This window comes from Chitinophaga niabensis (assembly GCF_900129465.1).
GTDB lineage: Bacteria > Bacteroidota > Bacteroidia > Chitinophagales > Chitinophagaceae > Chitinophaga > Chitinophaga niabensis.
On sequence record NZ_FSRA01000001.1, the window covers coordinates 3,791,669 to 3,811,983 of the forward strand.

21 protein-coding genes are annotated in these 20,315 nt (G+C 47.9%); 7 read left to right on the forward strand and 14 right to left on the reverse strand.

The features are described from left to right. Positions 1 to 10 precede the first annotated feature (10 nt). The 7 genes from rplV to rpsJ all read right to left on the reverse strand — a co-directional run bounded on the left by rplV (position 11) and on the right by rpsJ (position 3,811). A complete protein-coding gene (gene rplV / locus BUR42_RS15115; RefSeq protein ID WP_074240026.1) occupies positions 11 to 361 on the reverse strand; it encodes a 50S ribosomal protein L22 in 351 nt (116 codons plus the stop codon). A 56-nt stretch (positions 362 to 417) separates the two neighbouring features. Further along, a complete protein-coding gene (gene rpsS, locus BUR42_RS15120; RefSeq protein ID WP_074240027.1) occupies positions 418 to 687 on the reverse strand; it encodes a 30S ribosomal protein S19 in 270 nt (89 codons plus the stop codon). A 61-nt stretch (positions 688 to 748) separates the two neighbouring features. Next, the gene (rplB, locus tag BUR42_RS15125; protein ID WP_074240028.1) at positions 749 to 1,582 is read right to left on the reverse strand and encodes a 50S ribosomal protein L2; all 834 of its coding nucleotides are present in this window, start codon (positions 1,580 to 1,582) and stop codon (positions 749 to 751) included. Positions 1,583 to 1,678: 96 nt separating this feature from the next. Further along, entirely contained in the window at positions 1,679 to 1,978 is a 300-nt protein-coding gene (gene rplW, locus BUR42_RS15130) for a 50S ribosomal protein L23 (protein ID WP_074240029.1), read from the reverse strand. 79 nt (positions 1,979 to 2,057) lie between these two features. After that, complete coding sequence (gene rplD, locus BUR42_RS15135) at positions 2,058 to 2,705, reverse strand: 50S ribosomal protein L4 (RefSeq protein ID WP_074240030.1); 648 nt, start codon at positions 2,703 to 2,705, stop codon at positions 2,058 to 2,060. 1 nt (position 2,706) lies between these two features. Next, positions 2,707 to 3,330, reverse strand: coding sequence for a 50S ribosomal protein L3 (rplC, locus tag BUR42_RS15140; RefSeq protein WP_074240031.1), 624 nt, complete (start codon positions 3,328 to 3,330; stop codon positions 2,707 to 2,709). 175 nt (positions 3,331 to 3,505) lie between these two features. Continuing rightward, positions 3,506 to 3,811, reverse strand: coding sequence for a 30S ribosomal protein S10 (gene rpsJ, locus BUR42_RS15145; RefSeq protein WP_012789286.1), 306 nt, complete (start codon positions 3,809 to 3,811; stop codon positions 3,506 to 3,508). A 207-nt stretch (positions 3,812 to 4,018) separates the two neighbouring features. Between rpsJ and BUR42_RS15150 the strand changes: the two genes are divergently transcribed. Continuing rightward, complete coding sequence (locus BUR42_RS15150) at positions 4,019 to 4,795, forward strand: energy transducer TonB (RefSeq protein ID WP_074240032.1); 777 nt, start codon at positions 4,019 to 4,021, stop codon at positions 4,793 to 4,795. 76 nt (positions 4,796 to 4,871) lie between these two features. On the opposite strand, the gene BUR42_RS15155 is transcribed toward BUR42_RS15150, so the two are convergent. After that, on the reverse strand, positions 4,872 to 5,477 hold the full coding sequence (locus tag BUR42_RS15155) for an outer membrane beta-barrel protein (RefSeq protein WP_074240612.1): 606 nt from the start codon (positions 5,475 to 5,477) through the stop codon (positions 4,872 to 4,874). A gap of 209 nt (positions 5,478 to 5,686) precedes the next feature. Between BUR42_RS15155 and BUR42_RS15160 the strand changes: the two genes are divergently transcribed. Continuing rightward, positions 5,687 to 6,820: a PQQ-dependent sugar dehydrogenase gene (locus tag BUR42_RS15160; protein ID WP_084185579.1), complete on the forward strand. Its 1,134-nt coding sequence runs from the start codon at positions 5,687 to 5,689 to the stop codon at positions 6,818 to 6,820. Between the two features lie 39 nt (positions 6,821 to 6,859). Here BUR42_RS15160 and BUR42_RS15165 read toward each other — a convergent pair whose 3' ends face one another. Together BUR42_RS15165 and fusA are read right to left on the reverse strand one after the other, a co-directional pair. Next, entirely contained in the window at positions 6,860 to 7,438 is a 579-nt protein-coding gene (locus BUR42_RS15165) for a hypothetical protein (protein ID WP_074240033.1), read from the reverse strand. A gap of 124 nt (positions 7,439 to 7,562) precedes the next feature. Next, the gene (fusA, locus tag BUR42_RS15170) at positions 7,563 to 9,707 is read right to left on the reverse strand and encodes an elongation factor G (protein ID WP_074240034.1); all 2,145 of its coding nucleotides are present in this window, start codon (positions 9,705 to 9,707) and stop codon (positions 7,563 to 7,565) included. A 455-nt stretch (positions 9,708 to 10,162) separates the two neighbouring features. Between fusA and BUR42_RS15175 the strand changes: the two genes are divergently transcribed. From BUR42_RS15175 to BUR42_RS15190, 4 genes are read left to right on the forward strand one after another with little or no spacing between them, the layout of a single operon-like run. Beyond that, positions 10,163 to 10,669: a T9SS type A sorting domain-containing protein gene (locus BUR42_RS15175; protein ID WP_159442277.1), complete on the forward strand. Its 507-nt coding sequence runs from the start codon at positions 10,163 to 10,165 to the stop codon at positions 10,667 to 10,669. A 32-nt stretch (positions 10,670 to 10,701) separates the two neighbouring features. Further along, the gene (porV, locus tag BUR42_RS15180; protein WP_074240614.1) at positions 10,702 to 11,859 is read left to right on the forward strand and encodes a type IX secretion system outer membrane channel protein PorV; all 1,158 of its coding nucleotides are present in this window, start codon (positions 10,702 to 10,704) and stop codon (positions 11,857 to 11,859) included. 11 nt (positions 11,860 to 11,870) lie between these two features. Next, positions 11,871 to 12,260 (forward strand): hypothetical protein, encoded by a 390-nt coding sequence (locus BUR42_RS15185; RefSeq protein ID WP_143197457.1) that lies wholly within the window; start codon positions 11,871 to 11,873, stop codon positions 12,258 to 12,260. Between the two features lie 5 nt (positions 12,261 to 12,265). Beyond that, positions 12,266 to 15,175, forward strand: a complete 2,910-nt coding sequence (locus BUR42_RS15190) for a beta strand repeat-containing protein (RefSeq protein WP_074240037.1) — start codon at positions 12,266 to 12,268, stop codon at positions 15,173 to 15,175. Positions 15,176 to 15,476: 301 nt separating this feature from the next. Here the strand turns inward: BUR42_RS15190 and BUR42_RS15195 are convergent, their stop codons facing one another. Beyond that, positions 15,477 to 15,782, reverse strand: coding sequence for a hypothetical protein (locus tag BUR42_RS15195; protein ID WP_074240038.1), 306 nt, complete (start codon positions 15,780 to 15,782; stop codon positions 15,477 to 15,479). Positions 15,783 to 15,993: 211 nt separating this feature from the next. Here BUR42_RS15195 and BUR42_RS15200 point away from each other — a divergent pair, with 211 nt between their 5' ends. Beyond that, positions 15,994 to 18,426, forward strand: a complete 2,433-nt coding sequence (locus BUR42_RS15200; protein ID WP_074240039.1) for an ABC transporter permease — start codon at positions 15,994 to 15,996, stop codon at positions 18,424 to 18,426. 418 nt (positions 18,427 to 18,844) lie between these two features. On the opposite strand, the gene rpsG is transcribed toward BUR42_RS15200, so the two are convergent. The 3 genes from rpsG to BUR42_RS15215 all read right to left on the reverse strand — a co-directional run bounded on the left by rpsG (position 18,845) and on the right by BUR42_RS15215 (position 20,158). Beyond that, complete coding sequence (gene rpsG / locus BUR42_RS15205) at positions 18,845 to 19,312, reverse strand: 30S ribosomal protein S7 (RefSeq protein ID WP_074240040.1); 468 nt, start codon at positions 19,310 to 19,312, stop codon at positions 18,845 to 18,847. Positions 19,313 to 19,342: 30 nt separating this feature from the next. After that, on the reverse strand, positions 19,343 to 19,723 hold the full coding sequence (gene rpsL / locus BUR42_RS15210) for a 30S ribosomal protein S12 (RefSeq protein WP_026751391.1): 381 nt from the start codon (positions 19,721 to 19,723) through the stop codon (positions 19,343 to 19,345). A gap of 135 nt (positions 19,724 to 19,858) precedes the next feature. Further along, positions 19,859 to 20,158, reverse strand: a complete 300-nt coding sequence (locus tag BUR42_RS15215; protein WP_074240041.1) for a hypothetical protein — start codon at positions 20,156 to 20,158, stop codon at positions 19,859 to 19,861. Between the last annotated feature and the right edge of the window lie 157 nt (positions 20,159 to 20,315).

Consider the following 20,315-nt stretch of genomic DNA (forward strand, 5'->3'; position numbering starts at 1 on the left):
GCTGGTCTGCTTACTTAGCAGCGCGACCATCTACCACCAGTGTTACGTGATTACTTCTTTTGCGCACACGGTAACCTCTACCTTGTGGAGCCGGACGCATCCTTTTAAGAACGCGGCCACCGTCTACAAAAACAGTTTTTACGAACAGGTTAGCATCTTCAACCCTCGCGCCTTCGTTTTTGATCTTCCAGTTTGCTATAGCTGATAGCAAAAGTTTCTCCAGCGGCACGCTAGGGTGTTTAGGATGGAATTTCAAAATATTCAAAGCTTTCTCTGCATCAAGGCCGCGGATAAGGTCTGCGAGCAAACGCATTTTGCGGGTAGATGTAGGATTGTTGTTCAGCTTAGCTACTGCTTCCATTGTGATTAATTTCTGTGTTATATAAGTTTTGTGTCAGCGTTCAGAGAACGGAATGACTACATTTTTTTGTTTGCGTGTCCCTTGAAGTTGCGGGTAGGTGCAAATTCACCCAGTTTGTGACCCACCATGAACTCGGTTACGTAAACCGGGATGAACTTGTTACCGTTGTGTACGGCAAAAGTATGGCCTACGAAATCGGGAGTGATAGTAGAACGACGACTCCAGGTTTTGATAACGGTCCTTTTAGAACCACCCTCGTTCTGTTTTTCTACTTTCTTCTCTAATTTGAAGTCTACGTAAGGACCTTTTTTAATGGAACGACCCATAGTCTTGTTTATTTAAGATTTCAATCCCGGGTTTAACGGGATTGAAACTTGTTAAGCGTTATTATAATTTCTTACCGTTTTTACGGGTGATGATCAGTTTATCTGAGCTCTTATGCGATTTCCTGGTTTTCAGACCTTTCGCATATTTACCGCTCCTTGATCTTGGGTGACCACCTGAAGCTCTACCTTCACCACCACCCATCGGGTGATCCACAGGGTTCATGGCCACACCACGCGTACGGGGCTTAATACCTCTCCAACGGTTGGCACCAGCCTTACCGATAGATTGCAGCGCGTGATCAGAGTTAGAAACTGTACCTACGGTAGCCATGCAAGTGTTCAACACTTTACGTAACTCGCCGGAAGGCATTTTCAACACAGCGTATTTTTCTTCCTTGTTGCTCAATTGCGCATAAGTACCGGCACTGCGTGCGATAGCGGCACCTTTACCAGGTTGCAGCTCGATATTATGAACAACAGTACCCAAAGGCATGTTTTTCAACGGTAATGCATTACCCAGTTCCGGAGCAACTTCAGGGCCGCTGATAACAGTAGCACCAACCTGCAGTCCGTTTGGAGCAATGATGTAACGTTTCTCACCATCTGCATAGTTCAGCAGAGCAATGAATGCGCTACGGTTTGGATCGTACTCGATCGTTTTTACTGTAGCCGGGATGCTTACCTTATCACGTTTGAAATCGATGATACGGTATTGTTTCTTGTGTCCACCGCCAATGTAGCGCATAGACCTTCTACCTTGCACGTTTCTACCGCCAGTTCTCTGAGCAGGAGCCAGGAGGCTTTTCTCAGGAGTGTCGGATGTCAGCTCTGCATATGCATTACCTATTTTCCAACGGGTACCGGCTGTAATCGGTTTGTACTTTTTCAGTGCCATTTTTCTACTTAATTCAAAATGATTAATAGACTATTTATAATTTGATCTGTATATACATCCAGGTTAGCAGCTTACGCCGCTAACGGCACTGGTATATTATATGTTAGCATACAGATCTATGGATTCTCCTTTCGCCAGTGTTACCACTGCTTTCTTGTGGGAAGGTTTGCGGCCTGAGATAAAGCCAGCTTTGGTAAAGCGGGTTTTATTCTTACCTGGAACCACCATGGTGTTAACTTCTGCAACGGTTACGCCGTAGAAATCTTCCACTGCTTTCTTTATCTCCAGTTTGTTGGCTTTTTTGTCAACAATGAAGTAAAAGCGGTTAAACTTTTCAGTCGCCTTGTTTACCTTCTCCGATATCACCGGTTTGATTAAAACATCAGACAGTTTCATCTGTTAATATTTAATTTGCTCGGGCCAGATGGGATCTTACGATCTCATATCATTATAGCTTTGAGCTGTTATTTGAAAATTATGCTTCTACAATGTCAGCAGTTTCTTCAGTGAAGATCTTTGCTGCGCTTTCTGTGAACACCAGGTAGTTGCTGTTCATGATCTCGTATGTGTTCACATCGCTCAATACAGTACCGTCAACGGTAGGGATATTGCGAAGGGACAGGTATACGTTATCATTGTACTCAGGAAGAACCACAAGGGTTTTCTTTCCACCTACATTGATGTTCAGGTTTTTGAGAATGCTTTGGAACTGTTTGGTCTTAGGTGCATCCAGGTTGATATCCTCAACGATGATGATGCTGTTCTCTTTAGCCTTGGTAGACAGTGCAGAGATCTTCGCTACATCTTTCACCTTACGGTTCAGTTTGAAATCGTAACTGTGAGGTTTTGGCCCGAAGATGGTACCACCACCTTTATACAATGGGTTACGGATGTTACCTTTACGGGAACCGCCGGTACCTTTTTGTTTGTGCAGTTTGCGGGAAGCACCTTTCACTTCAGCACGGGTCTTTACCTTGTGCGTACCCTGACGTTGCGCAGCCAGGTATTGCTTTACAGCGAGGTAGATCACGTGATTGTTCGGCTCAACACCAAATATCTCTTCAGGAAGCTCAATAGTTCTTCCGGTCTTCTTACCTTCTATATTTAAAATATCTAGTTGCATATTACTTCTGGATTAAAACGATTGAACCAATGTGGCCGGGAACGGAACCACTTACCAGGATATAATTCTTCTCAGGGAAAATCTTCAGGATCTTCAGGCCTTTCACTTTCACTCTTTCATTACCCATTTGGCCAGCCATACGCATACCCTTGAAAACGCGGGAAGGATAAGATGAACCACCTACAGAACCGGGAGCTCTCTGACGGTCGTGCTGACCATGGGAAGCTTCACCCACACCGCTGAATCCGTGGCGTTTAACAACACCCTGGAAACCTTTACCTTTGGAAGTGCCTACAATGTCGATCTTCTCACCTTCAGCGAAGATCTCGCAGGTGATAGTTTCGCCAAGTGCTTTAGCTACAGCAGCGTCCGGGTTGCGGAATTCTTTTACGTAACGTTTAGGGGAGGTTTGTGCTTTCGCGAAGTGATTTTGTTCTGCCTTGGGAGTGTTCTTAACTTTCTTCTCGCCATAAGCTACCTGAACAGCGTCGTACCCGTCAGATGATTGAGATTTCACCTGGGTAACCACGCATGGACCAGCCTCGATAATGGTACAAGCAGTTTGCTTACCATTGGCCTCGAAGATACTGGTCATACCAATCTTTTTACCAATAATACCTTTCATTGTGTTATATAATTTAGCCCAGCGCCTGAGGGATCTCTAGCTATCCTCAGGATGAGCGGTTTAAATACTGTTTATTGGGCGGCTACCCTGAAGGCGTAGCCTATTGTTTGTTGCTTCTGTCACAAAACACCTCAGGCGGGCCTTTTGCCCGCCATTGCTGAGGTCTCTTAGTTACCTACGCTTTAATTTCCACTTCTACTCCGGAAGGCAGATCCAGCTTACTCAGCGCGTCTACAGTCCTGGAAGAAGAGGTGTAAATGTCTAACAAACGCTTGTGCGTGCACAGTTGGAATTGCTCACGCGCTTTTTTGTTAACGTGCGGAGAACGCAGTACCGTAAAGATTTTCTTCTCTGTTGGTAAAGGAATTGGACCTGTTACCACGGCACCCGTGTTACGCACGGTTTTAACGATCTTCTCGGCAGACTTATCCACCAGGTTGTGATCGTAGGACTTCAGCTTGATTCTAATTCTCTGAGACATATGCAATGAACTTCTTCTTTATTACCCCTTACAATTTGGGAGGGCAAAGGTATGCTTTATTTTATTTATGACAAATATTTTGAGGTATATTTCTGGAGAATATTGACTTTATGCGTTCCAATCTTTAGTTTTAAAGCTATTTAGGTTAACGGCTGCAAGGTAAGCAATTTGTTTAATCATTTTATTACCAAGGCATTACATTCTTCTATGCGGTTTTTATCTATTGTATTATGCCTGTTTGTTTATTTTCCTGTTTTTGCCCAAAACCAGGACTCAATACCCCTTAGCCAGGCAGAATTAGAAGAAGCCCTCGAACAGGAACTCATCGCACTGAAAGCCGATGTACTCCCCGAATTCCCAGGCGGCTCCCGTAATATGGGAAACTGGCTTAACTATAACCTTACCGTGCCCTACTTCAACCTGCGGGAAGATACCCTGGTGAGGGTATATGTGGATTTCACGGTAGAACATACCGGTTATGTGACCGGTGTAAAGCTCCGGCGCTCGTCCGGGTTCAAGCAACTGGACAGGGAGGTGCTCCTCCTGTTTTCCCGCATGCCCAAATGGAAACCAGGCACCCTGAACGGAAAGCCGGTGGACCTTAACCTCACCATTCCCATGAATGTACAGTTGGGTAACAGCATGCGTAAGCCATATAATGTACCCACCCCGGAAGTCTCCCGGTTACCTCAGTACGTGGGCGGCGGTAAAGCGTTGGCCTATTTTATCAGAAAGAACCTCCAGTACCCTAAAGAGGCAAAAAGTGCCGGCATTGCCGGGGCGGTGACGGTAGAATTCCTGATCCTTGCCAACGGGCGCGTGGATAATGCTGCCACGATCGGTGATGCCATCGGTTATGGCCTCGAAGAGGAGGCTACCCGCATTGTGGAGAAAATGCCCAAATGGATCCCCGCGGAGCTGGATGGCAGGAAAGTACCCAGCAAACACCAGGTGATCATCCGCTTTGAACTGCCCAAACACTAAGCGAAACAGGCTGCCTCCCGCTTTTTATGCAGGGAACACAGCCTGTTTGTGATATATAATCTACTTTTTAAGGGGCTTATTTCTTCATATTTGCGCGTTCTTCCCGATAGATCTGTTTAGCCTTTGATGTAGGCAGATAGATCTGAAAACCTACATTAACCCCAACAGCATGTGCTGTAGTGGAACTGCCAAAACCAACTGTCAGATCATATTTCAACAATGCTTCAAGACCTACATTAGGTGTAATAAAATAGGCCAGTCCGGGACCAAAGCCTATTCCAAGTCCATTGGTGTTGGTGCTTATATCCCCGGCTTTTGTATTCACACCGTTAATACCGGCATTAGCCTCCAGGAACCAGCGCGCTCTTTTAGATACTTCCACCTTCTTGTCTTTAATGTAGTACCGGCCAAATGCCCCGACACCATAAGTAAAGGCAGTAGAACCATCTCCTGTTGACAATCCAAGTTTAACCTCGCCGCCAATTGCAATGTCGTCTTTTATAAACCATCCCAATTTGGGGGTTAAATTCAAATTGAACCTGTTAGCTCCATTCTGAAAAGTACCTCCGATGTTACCTAAATTGGCGCCTACCAGCATATTGCCTTTTTCGGTTTGTGCAAACGTGGCAGTAGAACATAATACTGCAGCCAGAATAAGGGTTAAGTGACCAATTTTTCTCATAATATGTGTTTTTGATGAATGCTTGCTCATGATTTCATTGGCCAAGGGGATAAAGAGGCGGGAGGGGTTAAACATCTTTCTTAACACGAGGATTTGAAAAAGGTTGACTCTCAGCACATTATTTTTCAACATGGTAAAAATAACGTGGCAAACATTTTGATCATTATATATATAAATTACCTTATTATCCGTTTTTAAATAAAACCTGCATGAAACCTGTTACCATATCTGTGGCCACCCTGGCCTTTCTCACAACTGCAGCCTGCATATTTGCCTTTGCCTGCAAAAAGAACAACTCCCCCACTACTCCCCCACCGGAAGACCCGGATTGGCCAACGGATAATATCCGCGTTGTGGTAGGTACGGGTATTTCCCGGCCATGGGAGATCCTCTGGGGGCCTGATAACTTTATCTGGATGACGGAACGCAACGGCAAGGTAAGCCGCGTAAACCCTAAAACGGGCGCACTCAGCCCTCTGCTCACCATCCCGGATGCTGTTTCTGATGGAGAAGGTGGCTTGCTGGGTATGGTCCTTCATCCGGACTTTACCACCACTCCCCAGGTGTTCGTTGTGTATAATTACAGGAATGCCGGCAACTACCGGGAAAAGGTGGTACGTTACCAGTATGCGGACAATACTTTAAAAGATCCCGTGATCCTGCTGGACAACATTCCGGCAGCGGGGATCCATAATGGTTCCAGGCTGCTCATTACCCCTGACCGTAAGTTATTCATTACAGCGGGTGATGCGAGCGTTCAGGCGAATGCGCAGCTCACTACCTCTCTTAGCGGTAAAGTGCTTCGTATTAACCTGGATGGCACCATTCCGGCGGATAATCCCTTCCCGGGCAGTGCTGTATGGAGTTATGGTCACCGCAATCCCCAGGGGATGGTGATGAACAATGGCATCCTTTACACCTCTGAACACGGGGCCGGCGTAGAAGATGAAGTGAACATTATTGAAAAGCAGCGTAATTACGGATGGCCAAATGTGGAGGGCCCCTGCAATCCCGGCGGCGAAGCCACCTTCTGCACTGCCAATAACGTAAAGGAACCGCTCTGGTCAACCGGCAACAGCACCTTTGCCCTTTGCGGACTGGATTATTACAATAACGACCGCATTCCGCAGTGGAAAGGCTCCCTGCTGGTACTGAGCCTGAAGAATCAGACCCTGTACCAGCTAAAGCTTGGCGCGGATGGCAAAACAATAGCCAGCACCAAAAATTACTTTACTAACCAGTACGGCCGGTTAAGGGACCTTTGCATCTCTCCTGCCGGCAGGGTATACATCTGCACGGATGATAATGCCGGAAAGATCATTGAGATCAGCAAACCTGAATAGTATTTCAGATCTCCTGTACAGATCAGCAAACCTGAATAACTATTCCAGATCTCCTGCATGAATGTTGCCTGCGCTGGCTTTCCGCCAGGCAGCTTCATGCAGGATCATACAATCCCTCGCAGTGTCTACCGATGCGGAGATCCATCCAAGGTAAGGCTCATTGCCAATCATAAACTGCACGCCTATATACTTCCGGTTAGCCGCCGTCCAGGCACCCCGCCAGGTAGTATCCGCCGGATTACCAGCCGGCAGGAGTATCTCGCAGAGGTAGGTATCATAGCCATTCCATTCCCGCGGATGATCGGGGATCACAGGTATAACTTCCCCTTTTGTGAGTTTAATAACGGAATCCGGCTGTGACAGCAATTTTGCGTGTTTTACGGCAAGCGCCGCGAACTTCGCATGCACCCCTTCCGAATCATTGATCAGGCCTACTACGAAATACACATCATGCAGCGTATCTCCATCGATATTGATCAACTGGGGATGCAGGTAACTTACTTCCTTGTCCTGGAGGGAACGGCGCTCCAGTTTAGGTTTTGGGGTGTTGTTTCGGGATTTTTTACAGGCAGTTGCCAGCAGCACGCAGGCTGCGAACAGATAAATGAGGTTACGCATGGTTTTATTATTTGAGGTCTGCTATAAGACGGGGCAGGCGCCAAAATGGTTACAGGCAGGCCTCAAAAAAAAAGACCCTCCGGAATCCGGAAGGCCTTCTTTATTTCTATCTATCAACTTGTGCTTAGGCGTTCACTTTACCTTTCACCTTAGCCACCACTTCTTCAGCGATGTTGTTCGGTGCAGGGTTATAGTGAGAGAATTCCATGATGGAAGAAGCACGTCCGGAAGACAGGGAACGCAGTTGCGTTACGTATCCGAACATTTCGCTCAATGGCACTTTGGCTTTGATCACCTGTGCACCATTGCGTGATTCCATACCTTCCAGCATACCACGGCGACGGTTAAGGTCTCCCGTAACATCACCCATGTATTGGTCAGGCGTGGTCACTTCCACTTTCATGATAGGTTCCAGCAATACTGGTTTCGCTTTTCTACCAGCTTCACGGAAGGCTGATTTGGCGCAAAGCTCGAAGGACATTGCATCAGAGTCAACCGCGTGGAAAGAACCGTCAAACAAACGAACTTTCAGGCTCACGAGCGGGAAGTTAGCCAGTACACCATTACCCATTGAGTTTTCAAAGCCTTTTGCTACCGCAGGAATGAACTCTTTAGGGATGGCTCCACCAAATACATCATTCACAAACTGGAAGCTCTTGCCTTCGTTCTCTTTCAGCCATGCTTCATCAGCAGGTCCGATCTCGATCTGGATGTCCGCAAACTTACCACGACCACCTGTTTGTTTCTTGTAAACCTCGCGGTGTTCAACAACTTTGGTGAACGCTTCTTTGTAAGCAACCTGCGGCGCACCCTGGTTCACTTCTACCTTGAACTCGCGACGCATACGGTCTACGATGATCTCCAGGTGAAGCTCACCCATACCACTCAGGATGGTTTGGCCGGTTTCTTCATCTGTCCTTGCTCTCAGGGTAGGATCTTCTTCTACCAGCTTAGAGATGGCCAGACCCATTTTATCAACGTCTGCCTGAGTTTTAGGCTCGATAGCTACGTGGATAACGGGCTCAGGGAACGTCATTGACTCAAGGATGATCGGATGATCTTCCGCGCACAATGTGTCGCCTGTTTTGATATCTTTAAAACCAACAGCTGCTCCGATATCACCGGCTTCGATGAAGTCGATCGGGTTTTGCTTGTTAGCGTGCATTTGCATGATACGGCTGATACGCTCGTTCTTGCCGGTACGGGTGTTCAGTACGTAAGAACCACCGTCCAGGCGGCCTGAATAAACCCGGAAGAATGCCAGACGACCTACGAAAGGATCGGTAGCGATCTTGAATGCCAGGGCAGCAAAAGGTTCTTTTGCGTTCGGATGGCGCTCAATTTCTTCATTATTATCAGGGTTGATACCTTTTACAGATTCAACGTCCAGCGGAGAAGGCAGGTAACGGCAAACGCCATCCAGCATCTTCTGAACACCTTTATTCTTGAAGGAAGAACCGCACATCATCGGGATGATCGCCATATCGATTGTGGCTTTACGGATAGCGTTATGGATCTCGTCTTCAGAAATAGAATTAGGATCTTCGAAGAATTTCTCCAGCAAAGTTTCATCGTAGTCAGCTACTGCTTCCACGAGTTTCGCTCTCCATTCTTCTGCTTCCGCCTGCATGTCCGCAGGGATAGCAATTTCCTGGTAAGTAGCACCTTTACCTTCTTCATCCCAGATGATACCTTTCATGGTGATCAGGTCTACCACGCCTTTGAAGCTATCTTCAGCGCCGATAGGCAGGGTCAGGGGCACAGGGTTTGCACCGAGCATTTCCTTCACCTGTTTTACCACGTTCAGGAAGTCAGCACCGGAACGGTCCATTTTGTTAACGAAACCGATACGGGGTACCTTGTACTTGTTAGCCTGGCGCCATACAGTTTCAGACTGAGGTTCAACGCCGGATACAGCGCAGAATAATGCTACCAGACCATCCAGAACACGCAGGGAACGTTCCACCTCAACGGTGAAGTCCACGTGGCCGGGAGTATCAATGATATTGAATTTGAAGCTCTTTGTATCAGGCGTAGGCTGTCCCTGTTGAGTCGGGAAGTTCCAGAAACAGGTAGTAGCAGCAGATGTAATGGTAATACCTCTCTCCTGCTCCTGCGCCATCCAGTCCATGGTAGCTGCCCCTTCGTGAACCTCACCGATTTTGTGGGTCTTCCCTGTATAATACAGGATACGCTCTGTGGTAGTGGTTTTACCGGCATCGATGTGAGCCGCAATACCAAAGTTTCTTTGAAATCTTAAGTCTGCCATAAAAGTAAAATGACTATAAGTAATGCAATTTGGGGGGCAAAGGTAGTCTTTTTAAATCAATTAATAAAGATGGATTTAATGTCAAATTGTTAAATCCATGATCCTCCGGCTGCTTTCAAAATTCAGCCAATCATCATCCAAAATCTACCAAATGCTAAATTAGGGGCTCCTATTGTTGGCCGGAAACGTTTTTTATCTACCTTTATTGCGTTCTAGGCTGAATTTGAACCCCAATTTCTAAGTAGCATATTTAACGACTAAAACCGATTAACACAAAACGCACGGGAACCCCAAAATACACTTCCCGATGCAGGGCGGCGCATGCTTACAGGTATGTATAACCAATAGTCAGGAGCATTTAGTATCAATTATTTACAGTTTGTTTTGACATGCAGCTCTGCATGCAGGCCCTCTATATTCAGCATTTTCCATTTTCACTCATTAACCTCACACTCATGAAGCATCTTTTTACAAAGTATCTGCTTATTGCCGTGCTTATGGCAATAGCATGGCTGCCCACGAGCGCCCAGCTGGTACTGGTCCGTGATGTTGCAGCCAGTAGCGGAGGCACCGGTACGGCCGGTGGCATCACCTTCGACTACACGATCGGCGAACCCGCCGTAGCCACCATCGCCGCAGGCAGCTGGATGTTATCCCAGGGATTTCAGCAACCTGAGATCCTTCCCCCTTTGGCACCGGGAGTTAACCCCCTTATGGATTTTATCCTCTTTCCCAACCCCGCCTCCACTACGGCCAGGATGCAGTTCAACCTGCTTACTGAAAATATGATCACCCTCATGCTGGTGAATACCGCCGGCCAGGTGATCTATTCAGAAAGACGGGTCTACGGAGCAGGTAAGGTAACCATCCCCACACCGGTAGATAAACTTGCCGCGGGGATCTACACGGTGATCATTAAAGCGGGCGGTATGATCTATACTGAAAAACTCATTGTTCAGTAAGCGCTCTATTCAAAATGTTTAAAATATTCATCATGAAGCATAAGCTATTGCTGTTAGTGCTTTGTTGTATAGGAGCCGTTCATCCTTTATTGGCTCAGAAAACGCAACAACAGCCTATGAACATAGGCGCAGCATTCTTACTCGTCAACCCGGATGCCCGCAGCAGCGGTATGGGGGATGCGGTTACCGGCATTGAGCCGGATGCCAATGCCCTTTTCGGTAATGCTGCCAAGATCCCATTCGCCGGAAGCTGGGGTGTCAGCGCCTCCTATTCCCCCTGGATGTATGATCTGAATGAAAGTAAAACCCATATGGGCTATGTATCTGCCTTCAAAACCTTTAACGACATGGAAGGCATCGGGTTTTCCGTTAAATATTTCAACCACGGAGAAGTAACCTTCCGGGACGATAATGGTATGGAACTGCAACAATATCGCCCGAGAGAATACGCTATCGACGGAAGTTACGCCAGAAAGCTCTCCAAAAAGCTGGCGGTTGCCGTGTCGCTGCGGTACATCCGCAGCGAGCTTGGTTCCGGTACCTATAATGGCCTGGAACAAAAGCCCGCTTCCTCTTTTGCAGGCGATATAGGACTGTATTACCAGGGTTTTACTGACCATATCGATTATGGCAACCGCTATTGCTGGGGGATCAGTTTTACTAACCTGGGTACCAAGCTGAAGTATACGGACGATAACAACCGTAAATCCTTCCTTCCCATGAACCTGCGGATTGGTGGCGGTTATTCTTTTGTGCATACGCAGGAACACCAGTTCACCGTAGCAGTGGATGTCAACAAACTCCTGGTGCCTACCCCTCCTATCTACAAGCTGGATGCTGGTGGTAATCCCACCAGCGAAATTGAAAAAGGGAAAGATCCCAACCGCGGCATCGTGGAATCTATCTTCTCCTCCTTTGGGGATGCGCCGGGCGGCTTCGGCGAAGAGATCCGCGAGTTTACGATCGCATCCGGGCTTGAATATGCCTACCAGCGCAAGTTCTTTGTGCGCGCAGGTTATTTCTACGAGCATCCGAATAAGGGTAACCGCCAGCATTTTGCGGCAGGGATCGGCGTAAATATCCAGGGCTTCCAGGTAGATATGTCTTACCAGATGCCTACCGGAACAAGCCTGCTGCAACGTAAAAGTTTAAAATTCACTCTGTTATACACACCTTTCACAGACCGTTAAACCTCTCACTCATGAAATCAATCACTTTCTTAATAACCGTTTTACTGGTGATGGGCCTTTCAGCAGCCCATGCACAACAAAAGACCCGGGACATCCTTTTCCCCGATTATGCAAAAGATCAGATCAGGTTAAAAGGTACAATACAGCCGCTGGGAGCAAAACCATCTGAAGCATTGATCACCAGCCCCAAAGCACTGCGGGACAGGATCTTTAAAACCACCGGTGGTGGTGCAGCTCCAGCCACGGCTCCTGCCGCTAAACTGGAAACCAAACAGCTGGGCTCTTCCAAAAGCCTGACAGAAGCAGATAAAGAGATGAAGGAACAGCAGGCCACCATACGAACTAAAACTTTAGCACCTAAACTGGAACAACAGGAAACAGAACAAAAACCCAAAAACTGATCATCATGAAAAAACTATTAACCCTTACTATATTCTTACTCATGCTGGTGGCCCAGGAAACCTTTGCGCAAAACGGGCTTTCAGGTATCAACTACCAGGCAGTGGCACGCAATGCCAACGGGACCATTGCCGCTAATCAGAACCTCACGGTGAGGTTCTCAATCCGCGGCGGATCTGCTGCCGGCCCGGTGCAGTACCAGGAAACACATACTACCAGCACTAACGCAATTGGTCTCTTTACTTTACAGGTAGGCCGTGGTACCCCTGTTACCGGAACTTTTGCCGGTGTGCCATGGGTAGCTGCTAACCAGTATCTGCAAGTGGAAGTAAACCCGGGTGGTGGTTTTACCACATTAGGAACTAACCAGCTGATGAGTGTGCCCTTCGCACAATTTGCAGCCAATGGTGTTGCCGGTCCTGCTGGTCCCGCCGGCCCTGCTGGTCCTGCCGGGCCTGTTGGTGCCGCTGGCCCTGCCGGTGCAGTAGGTCCTGTGGGGCCTGCCGGCCCTGCGGGTGTTCCTGGCCCGATAGGACCAATGGGGCTTCCTGGTGCAGTTGGCCCTGCAGGAGCTCCCGGTGCTCCCGGTGTTGCCGGCCCCGCTGGCCCAATTGGCCCAATTGGTCCGGTTGGTCCTGCCGGCCCTGCTGGCTCGATTGTAGGTGCTCCCGCTGGTGGAGATCTTACCGGTTCATATCCTAACCCTGTTGTTGCGCAGATACAAGGCAAAGCTGTAAATAATGCTGCACCTGTGGCAGACCAGGTATTGAAGTTCAATGGTGTGGAATGGGCACCCGGTAGCGTGGTAGGTGCTTTCGTGCTCCCTTACGTAGCCAACGAAAATAACCCTGCTACCCTGTTTTCCATCACCAACTCCGGAGACGGCACCTCGCTGGAAGGTGTGAACAATACCGCCACCAGTAACATTGCTTCCATCCGTGGGATCGTTAGCAGCACCTCTCCCGGTGGATTCTCTGCCGGCGTGCGTGGTATAAATAACGGCACCGGCGGATTAGGCGTTGGTGTTTATGGCTCACAGAATGGCTCCGGCTGGGGCGTTTATGGCACAACGCCAAACGGCCTTGGGGTATATGGTAACGCTTCAGCCAACGGGTTTGGCGTATATGCCAACAGTAATACGGGAACTGGTTTACAAGCTACCAGTAACAACGGTATTCCGGCCAGTATTTCCATCTTCAACAACGCTAATAACAACAATGCCCTCGTTGTTTCCTCTGTAGGTAATGGAACCGTGATAAATTCCAGCTCCACGGGAAATGGTACAGCTGTAAATGCCAGCAGCGCCGGAAGCCATGGCGTGCGGGGAACCACGGAAGTACAAACGGCAGCCGGCGTAATCGGTTATAATAATGGCGCCGGCGAAGCGGTAGTAGGTATCACCACCAGCAATATCGCAGGTGCAGTGGTAGGCCGGAATGATGGCGGCGGCTATGGCGTGAGAGGCTTTATTGCCACCAATGCCACTGGTACAGGTGTTGGCGTATTGGGCCAGGTAGGGTTAAATAATAGTACCGGAAGGGCAGGCCGCTTTGAAAACTTCAATAACACCAATACCGTGGGTAACACCCTGGAAGTGGAAACCAACGGTAACGGTAATATTCCCGATAATACAAAAGGTAATGCCGCTTCCTTCCTGGTAAATAATACCAACAGCGTTGCTGCGGCAGTACGGGGTGAAGTAAAAACCATCTTCGGCAACTTCGGCGCAGCCGGGATCTTTGGTATTTCCTCCGGAACCGGCGGATTTGCAGGCCTTTTCCACTCATCCAATGCAACAGGTAACGGCCACGCCCTGGTGGCCATCCAGGACGGGAATGGTAACGCCATCACCGCTAATGCCAGCAAGGATGGAAATGGTGTAGAAACCAATATTGATGGCGGCGGCAACGCCCTTTACGCCTGGGTACCTACTTTTGCCACGGGCAGGGCCGGACGTTTCAATATCTTCAACGAAAGCAACACCAGTGATGTGATCACGGTAACCACCGTAGGTAATGGTATTGCAGGCAACTTCAAAGTGGATAAAGTAACCGGTACATCTCCTGCCGTACGAGGAGAAGTGAACTCCCAATTTGCCAACTTTGGTACCGCCGGTATCTACGGTGTCAGTTCAGGTACCGGTGGCTTCGCCGGCCTGTTCCATGCTTCCAACCCTGCAGGTAATGGCCCTGCCCTCATCGCAATAGCTGATGGTAACGGTAATGGTATTACCGCCAACGCCTCCAACACCGGGGATGGTGTGGAAACTACAGCAGATGGTACAGGTAGCGCACTGTATGCCTGGGTACCCAACTTCGGCAACGGCAGAGCTGCACGCCTGGTGAATTACAATACGGGCAATATCAATCCTGTACTCACTGTTGAACAACACAGCAACGGATCAATTGCTGTGTTCAAAAGCGGGAACCCAGGAACAGTGAACGTAGCTAGGATTAACTCAGCAGGCCGCGGTTTCTTCAATGATGGCACACAGAATAGCGGTGCGGATATTGCGGAAGCATTTGATGTGACTGGCCCAATGAATGCCTATGAACCAGGCGATGTACTGGTGATCTCGACGTCTCAGGACAGGGCTATGGAAAAATCATCCGGACCTTATTCTGCCCTCGTAGCAGGCGTATACGCCACTAAACCAGGTGTATTGCTTACAGAAAGAGAGGGGGTAGATGATATCACGGACCAGGTGCCTTTAGGCGTAGTAGGTGTGATCCCCACTAAAGTATGTGACGAAGGCGGTGTTATCAAACGTGGTGACCTGCTCGTTACTGCCAGTAAACCCGGTTATGCCATGAAGGCCGATCCTGAAAAGGTGAAGCCCGGCCAGGTGATCGGCAAAGCATTGCAGGAACTGGCTTCCGGTAATGGGAAGATCAAAGTGCTGGTGAATGTAAAATAATGGATCTGATATGGCAGACCTAAACGCTTGAGTGAAGGTTAATGTCTGGATTATGTGGCGAGGCTGTTCCGTGAGGAGCAGCCTCCTTTTTTTCCGTTGGCGTAGTAAAGGATTATCATTACGGCTCGCTACGTGAATCCATTCAACCATAAGCAGCTGGTATGGTGGTGGTATCTGGCTGAAGTTTAAAAAAGAAGAACATGCGGCAGCCCTGCATGGATAGTGATGAATAACTGGCTGAAGGATTTTGCCTATCGTATTCACCTGGGGGCAGGTACATTTATACTGGCGGGAGGAATAGCTATTGTGATAGCATTCGTTGCCGTAAGCATCCAGTCCATCGCGGCTGCGATGACCAATCCCGTGCGAAGCCTCCGGTCTGAATAATTTCATCCGGCAATACTTCAGCTTTGAATCCCCATTCATTCAACAGCGCTATCAGTCCGGAAGCGTGAACAGGGCCTGTTGTGCATTTCACACGCAAGATCCTGTCGCAATCTTCGAGATCGAAATTGGCTTTGTAATCAGCATACCGCTGATGGATCTGATCTACCAGTTTGTAAGCAAAGATGGGTTCCCTTACATTGGTTTTAAATACTTCTACCATGATACAAATGTAGCCGGGCAAAAGTACTTTAACAGGGTGCATATACGTCAATCTACGGGCTGATTTGCGACAATTTCAATAGTGAACAATTCATGTATCAAAACCGGACAGGAAACTAAAAAATCCTTCTTTTAAATCGTTGATTACTAACACCATTGCTATCTGGCATTACCTTTGGGCAGCAGCTGTCAATACCATTTAAAACAAGTGCATGATCCGCAATTATTTCAAGCTCGCTTTTCGTAATCTGTTGAGGAATAAAATATTTACAGCCATCAATATCTCAGGCCTGGCCATGGGCATTGCCATCTGCCTGGTGATCATGCTTTTTATAAAGAATGAATGGAGTTACGACCGCCACAATGAAAAGGCAGACAGGATCGTAAGGGTTGTATTTAAAGGTTCGGTGCAGGGGCAGGCTATGAAAGAAGCTAATGTAATGCCTCCTACGGCACAGACCTTATTGAAAGATTATCCCGAAGTAGAAGCCGCCACCCGCATCCGGAACGCAGGTGCTGCCACTTTCAGCCATAAAGAAAAAAGTTTTAAAGAAGAGGCCCTGGCCTTTGCAGATGCCAGTTTATTCAGCGTATTCACCCTTCCTTTTGTGAAAGGGGATCCTGGAACGGCCCTGCTGGAACCCAACACCATCGTGATATCGGAGGCCGTGGCACAAAAGTATTTTGGACGGGAAGATCCCATTGGCCAGTTACTGGAAATAAAAAACGAGCAGAAGGCCTATAAAGTGACCGGGGTAATGAAAGCCATTCCCGTGAATGCTCACTTTCATTTTGACCTTTTTCTTTCCATGGCGAGTTTACCCGATCAAAGTTCTGATTCATGGATGATTTCCGGTTATTTCACCTACCTCCTCCTGAAACCTGGCATCGCCTGGCAAAAACTGGAAGCCAAACTACCACAAGTGGTAGAGAAATACATGGGCCCGCAATTGCACCAGTCCATGGGTTTTACGCTGGCTGAATTCCGCAAAAAGGGGAACGACATTGGCCTGTACCTTCAACCGCTCACAGATATCCACCTGCGCTCGAACCTGATGCCCATGACGGAACTGGAGCCTACCGGGGATATGCGTTACGTGTATATTTTTGGTGCCGTGGCAATATTCATGCTCCTGATCGCCTGTATTAATTTCATGAACCTTTCTACCGCCAGTGCCTCCAAACGCGCCAGGGAAGTAGGTATACGAAAAGTGCTCGGTTCCGCAAAAACAGACCTGGTACGCCAGTTCCTGCTGGAATCTATCCTGCTCACCGCTTTTGCCATGATATTAGGCCTGGTACTGGTGTATTTAGCCCTGCCTGTTTTCAATCACCTTACCGGAAAAGAACTCCGTCTCGGCTTAACCACTAATCCCTGGCTGATCCCTTCCCTGCTGCTTTTCGGTTTATTTGTAGGCGTACTGGCCGGTAGTTATCCTGCCTTCATGCTTTCTTCTTTCAATCCTGTTAAAGTGCTGAAAGGCAGGTTTACAGGTGGCAAGGCCACGATGGGTTTGCGGAGCGGCCTGGTGGTTTTCCAGTTTGCCGTTTCTATTATACTCATCGTAGGAACGGTGGTAGTGTATCAACAGCTCACGTACATCCAGAACAAAAAGCTGGGGTACGAGCGGGACCAGGTGATCGTGCTGCCGGAAACCTCCCGGCTGGGTGTTAATGAAAATGCCTTCAGGGAACGGCTGCTGCAGGACCCGCGGGTGGTGAACATCAGTACTTCCGGTTATCTTCCCGCAGGCCCTACCTATAACAATAACTTCTTTGTTTATGCCAAAGAGCAGGCAGAGCAGATCAAAACCCTGCGGTACGATGTGGATGACAGCTACATCCCTACCATGAGCATGCAGGTGATAGCGGGCCGTAATTTCTCCAGGAACTATGGCACAGATTCAACTGGTGCCATCCTTAATGAAGCGGCCGTAAAAGCGCTGGGCTGGGATACACAGAATGCCCTGGGCCAAACGATCACCCGCTCCCATAATAAGGCTGGTACAGATAAAGTCACTTACCATGTGATCGGCATCGTGAAAGATTTTCATTTCAGGTCCCTCCACGAGCAGATCTCTCCGCTGGTGATGGTATTGGCCAGTTACAACGGTACCATGATCGTGAAAGCGAAAACAAAAGATATCTCCGGCTTGCTGGCGGACATGAATAAAACATGGAATGATCTCAAGGCAGCTGCCCCGCTAAACTATTCCTTCCTGGATGAACGTTTTAAGGCAACTTACGAAGCGGAACAAAAGATAGCCCTGATCCTGGGTATCTCTGCCAGCCTGACTATTTTCGTAGCCTGCCTGGGCCTGTTTGGTCTGGCCACTTTCACCGCTGAACAGCGCACAAAGGAAATTGGTGTACGGAAAGTACTGGGTGCTACTGTAACAAGCATAGTGGCTTTGCTCTCGAAGGATTTCCTGAAACTGGTATTGATCGCCAATGTACTGGCCTTACCGGTGGCCTGGTGGATCATGAACAAGTGGCTGCAGGAGTTTGCCTACCGGATCGACATCAGTTGGAGTGTATTCGTGATTGCCATTCTCTCAGCCATCCTGATAGCCCTGGCGGCGGTTAGTTTCCATTCCGTGAAAGCGGCGTTGACCAACCCGGTGCGTAGCTTGAGGGGGGAGTAAAATATTATGGGGTCAGCTTTTTTCTATCGCTCAGCCGCCGTTGTGTCACTCACTTCGGCGGTTGAATATTTTTGGGCAGGGGCGGCGAAAGTACTTCCTTTCAAGGGGAAAAGAAAAATGCCTTCCACAAAAGGCATAAAAAATCAAACATTCTTCCGAAGGGGTATTCCTTAAATATATGCTGAAAAATACCTCCCAAAGAGGACAAAAAAAATGTTCACTTAAGTATGCCGTGAAAAACACCCTCCCTCAGAGGACAAAAAAAAGGTTCACTTATGTATGCCGTGAAAAACACCCTCCCAAAGAGGACAAAAAAATGTTCACTTAAGTATGCCGTGAAAAACACCTCCCAAAGAAGGCACAAAAAAAGCGAACATCCCTTTGCAGGAATGTTCGCTTAAATATATTCTGAAAAATACTACACTTTGAAGTGAGAGAAAGCCTTGTTGGCTTCAGCCATACGGTGTGTATCTTCTTTCTTCTTGAATGCAGCGCCTTCACCTTTGCTGGCAGCGATGATCTCATTAGCCAGTTTCTCAGCCATGCTCTTACCGTTTCTTTCACCAGCATAGCGCACGAGCCATTTGATGCTCAAAGACACTTTTCTGTCAGCACGAACCTCTGCAGGGATCTGGAAGGTAGCACCACCGATACGGCGGCTACGAACTTCAACAGCAGGAGTTACGTTAGTTAATGCTTTTCTCCAAACATCGTAACCATTTTCGTTAGTTGCTTGGCTAACGCGGTCAACGGCGTCGTAGAATATTTTATAGGCAATGCTCTTTTTTCCTTGTTCCATGATGTTATTCACAAAACGAGTTACCAGTTTATCCTGGAACCTGGGATCCGGAGCCAGGGGTAATTTTTTCGCAGCTTGCTTTCTCATTTATTAGAAAAATTTCGACTTTTTAATTAATTATTTCTTAGCCTTTTCCTTCTTAGTACCATATTTGGAACGGCTCTGTTTCCTGTCCTTCACACCAGCGGTATCCAATGAACCACGTACGATATGATAACGTACACCTGGTAGATCTTTTACCCTTCCGCCACGGATCAGAACGATGGAGTGCTCTTGCAAGTTGTGGCCTTCACCCGGAATATAGGCGATCACCTCTACTTTGTTTGTCAAGCGCACCTTAGCTACTTTACGCAAAGCAGAGTTCGGTTTCTTCGGAGTGGTAGTGTACACACGGGTACAAACGCCACGGCGCTGAGGACAAGCATCCAATGCTCTGGACTTGGACTTAGCCCTGATAATTTCTCTTCCTTTTCTTACTAATTGCTGTATTGTAGGCATTCTTACCTAGTTTATTTTTCTTGCTGGTTTACAATGTCAGCCAAATATCTCAGTATGAGAATTTGGGACGGCAAAGGTATCACTTACTAATTAGAATACAAAATTGTCCGGGAAGAAATTTCCAAAAAATCATGCTTAACGGCCACTTTCTTCCAATAAAGCCTTCACAATCAATTCCCATTCGGCTTCCAATGCCCCTCCCGGCATAGATCTGCCTGCCCTGGCGTACCAATAGGCAGCATTTCCCTGGTCCCCTTCCTTCCTGTGCAGGTAAGCATGTACCCAGGACCCATCCTTTGTGCTGATATCCTGGGCTATGGTATGAGACCGCTCCCAATCATCCTTCCCATCCCACCATAAAGCCTCCAATAAAAGTGGTAATCCCGATGGCGGGGTTGCCTTAGCTAAAGATGCTTTGAATTCGGTAACGGTCATTATTTAGCCTGTTTTGAAGAGCAAAGGTCAGGAAATCCTCTCAGAAGTATTAAAAAATCAACGCTCTTTTATGTAAACAATTCATTTTCAATCAAAAAGAGCGGGCAGCGCTAATATGTGCTTATTATTGAGGTCTTATCTTTCTATATCCCTATAT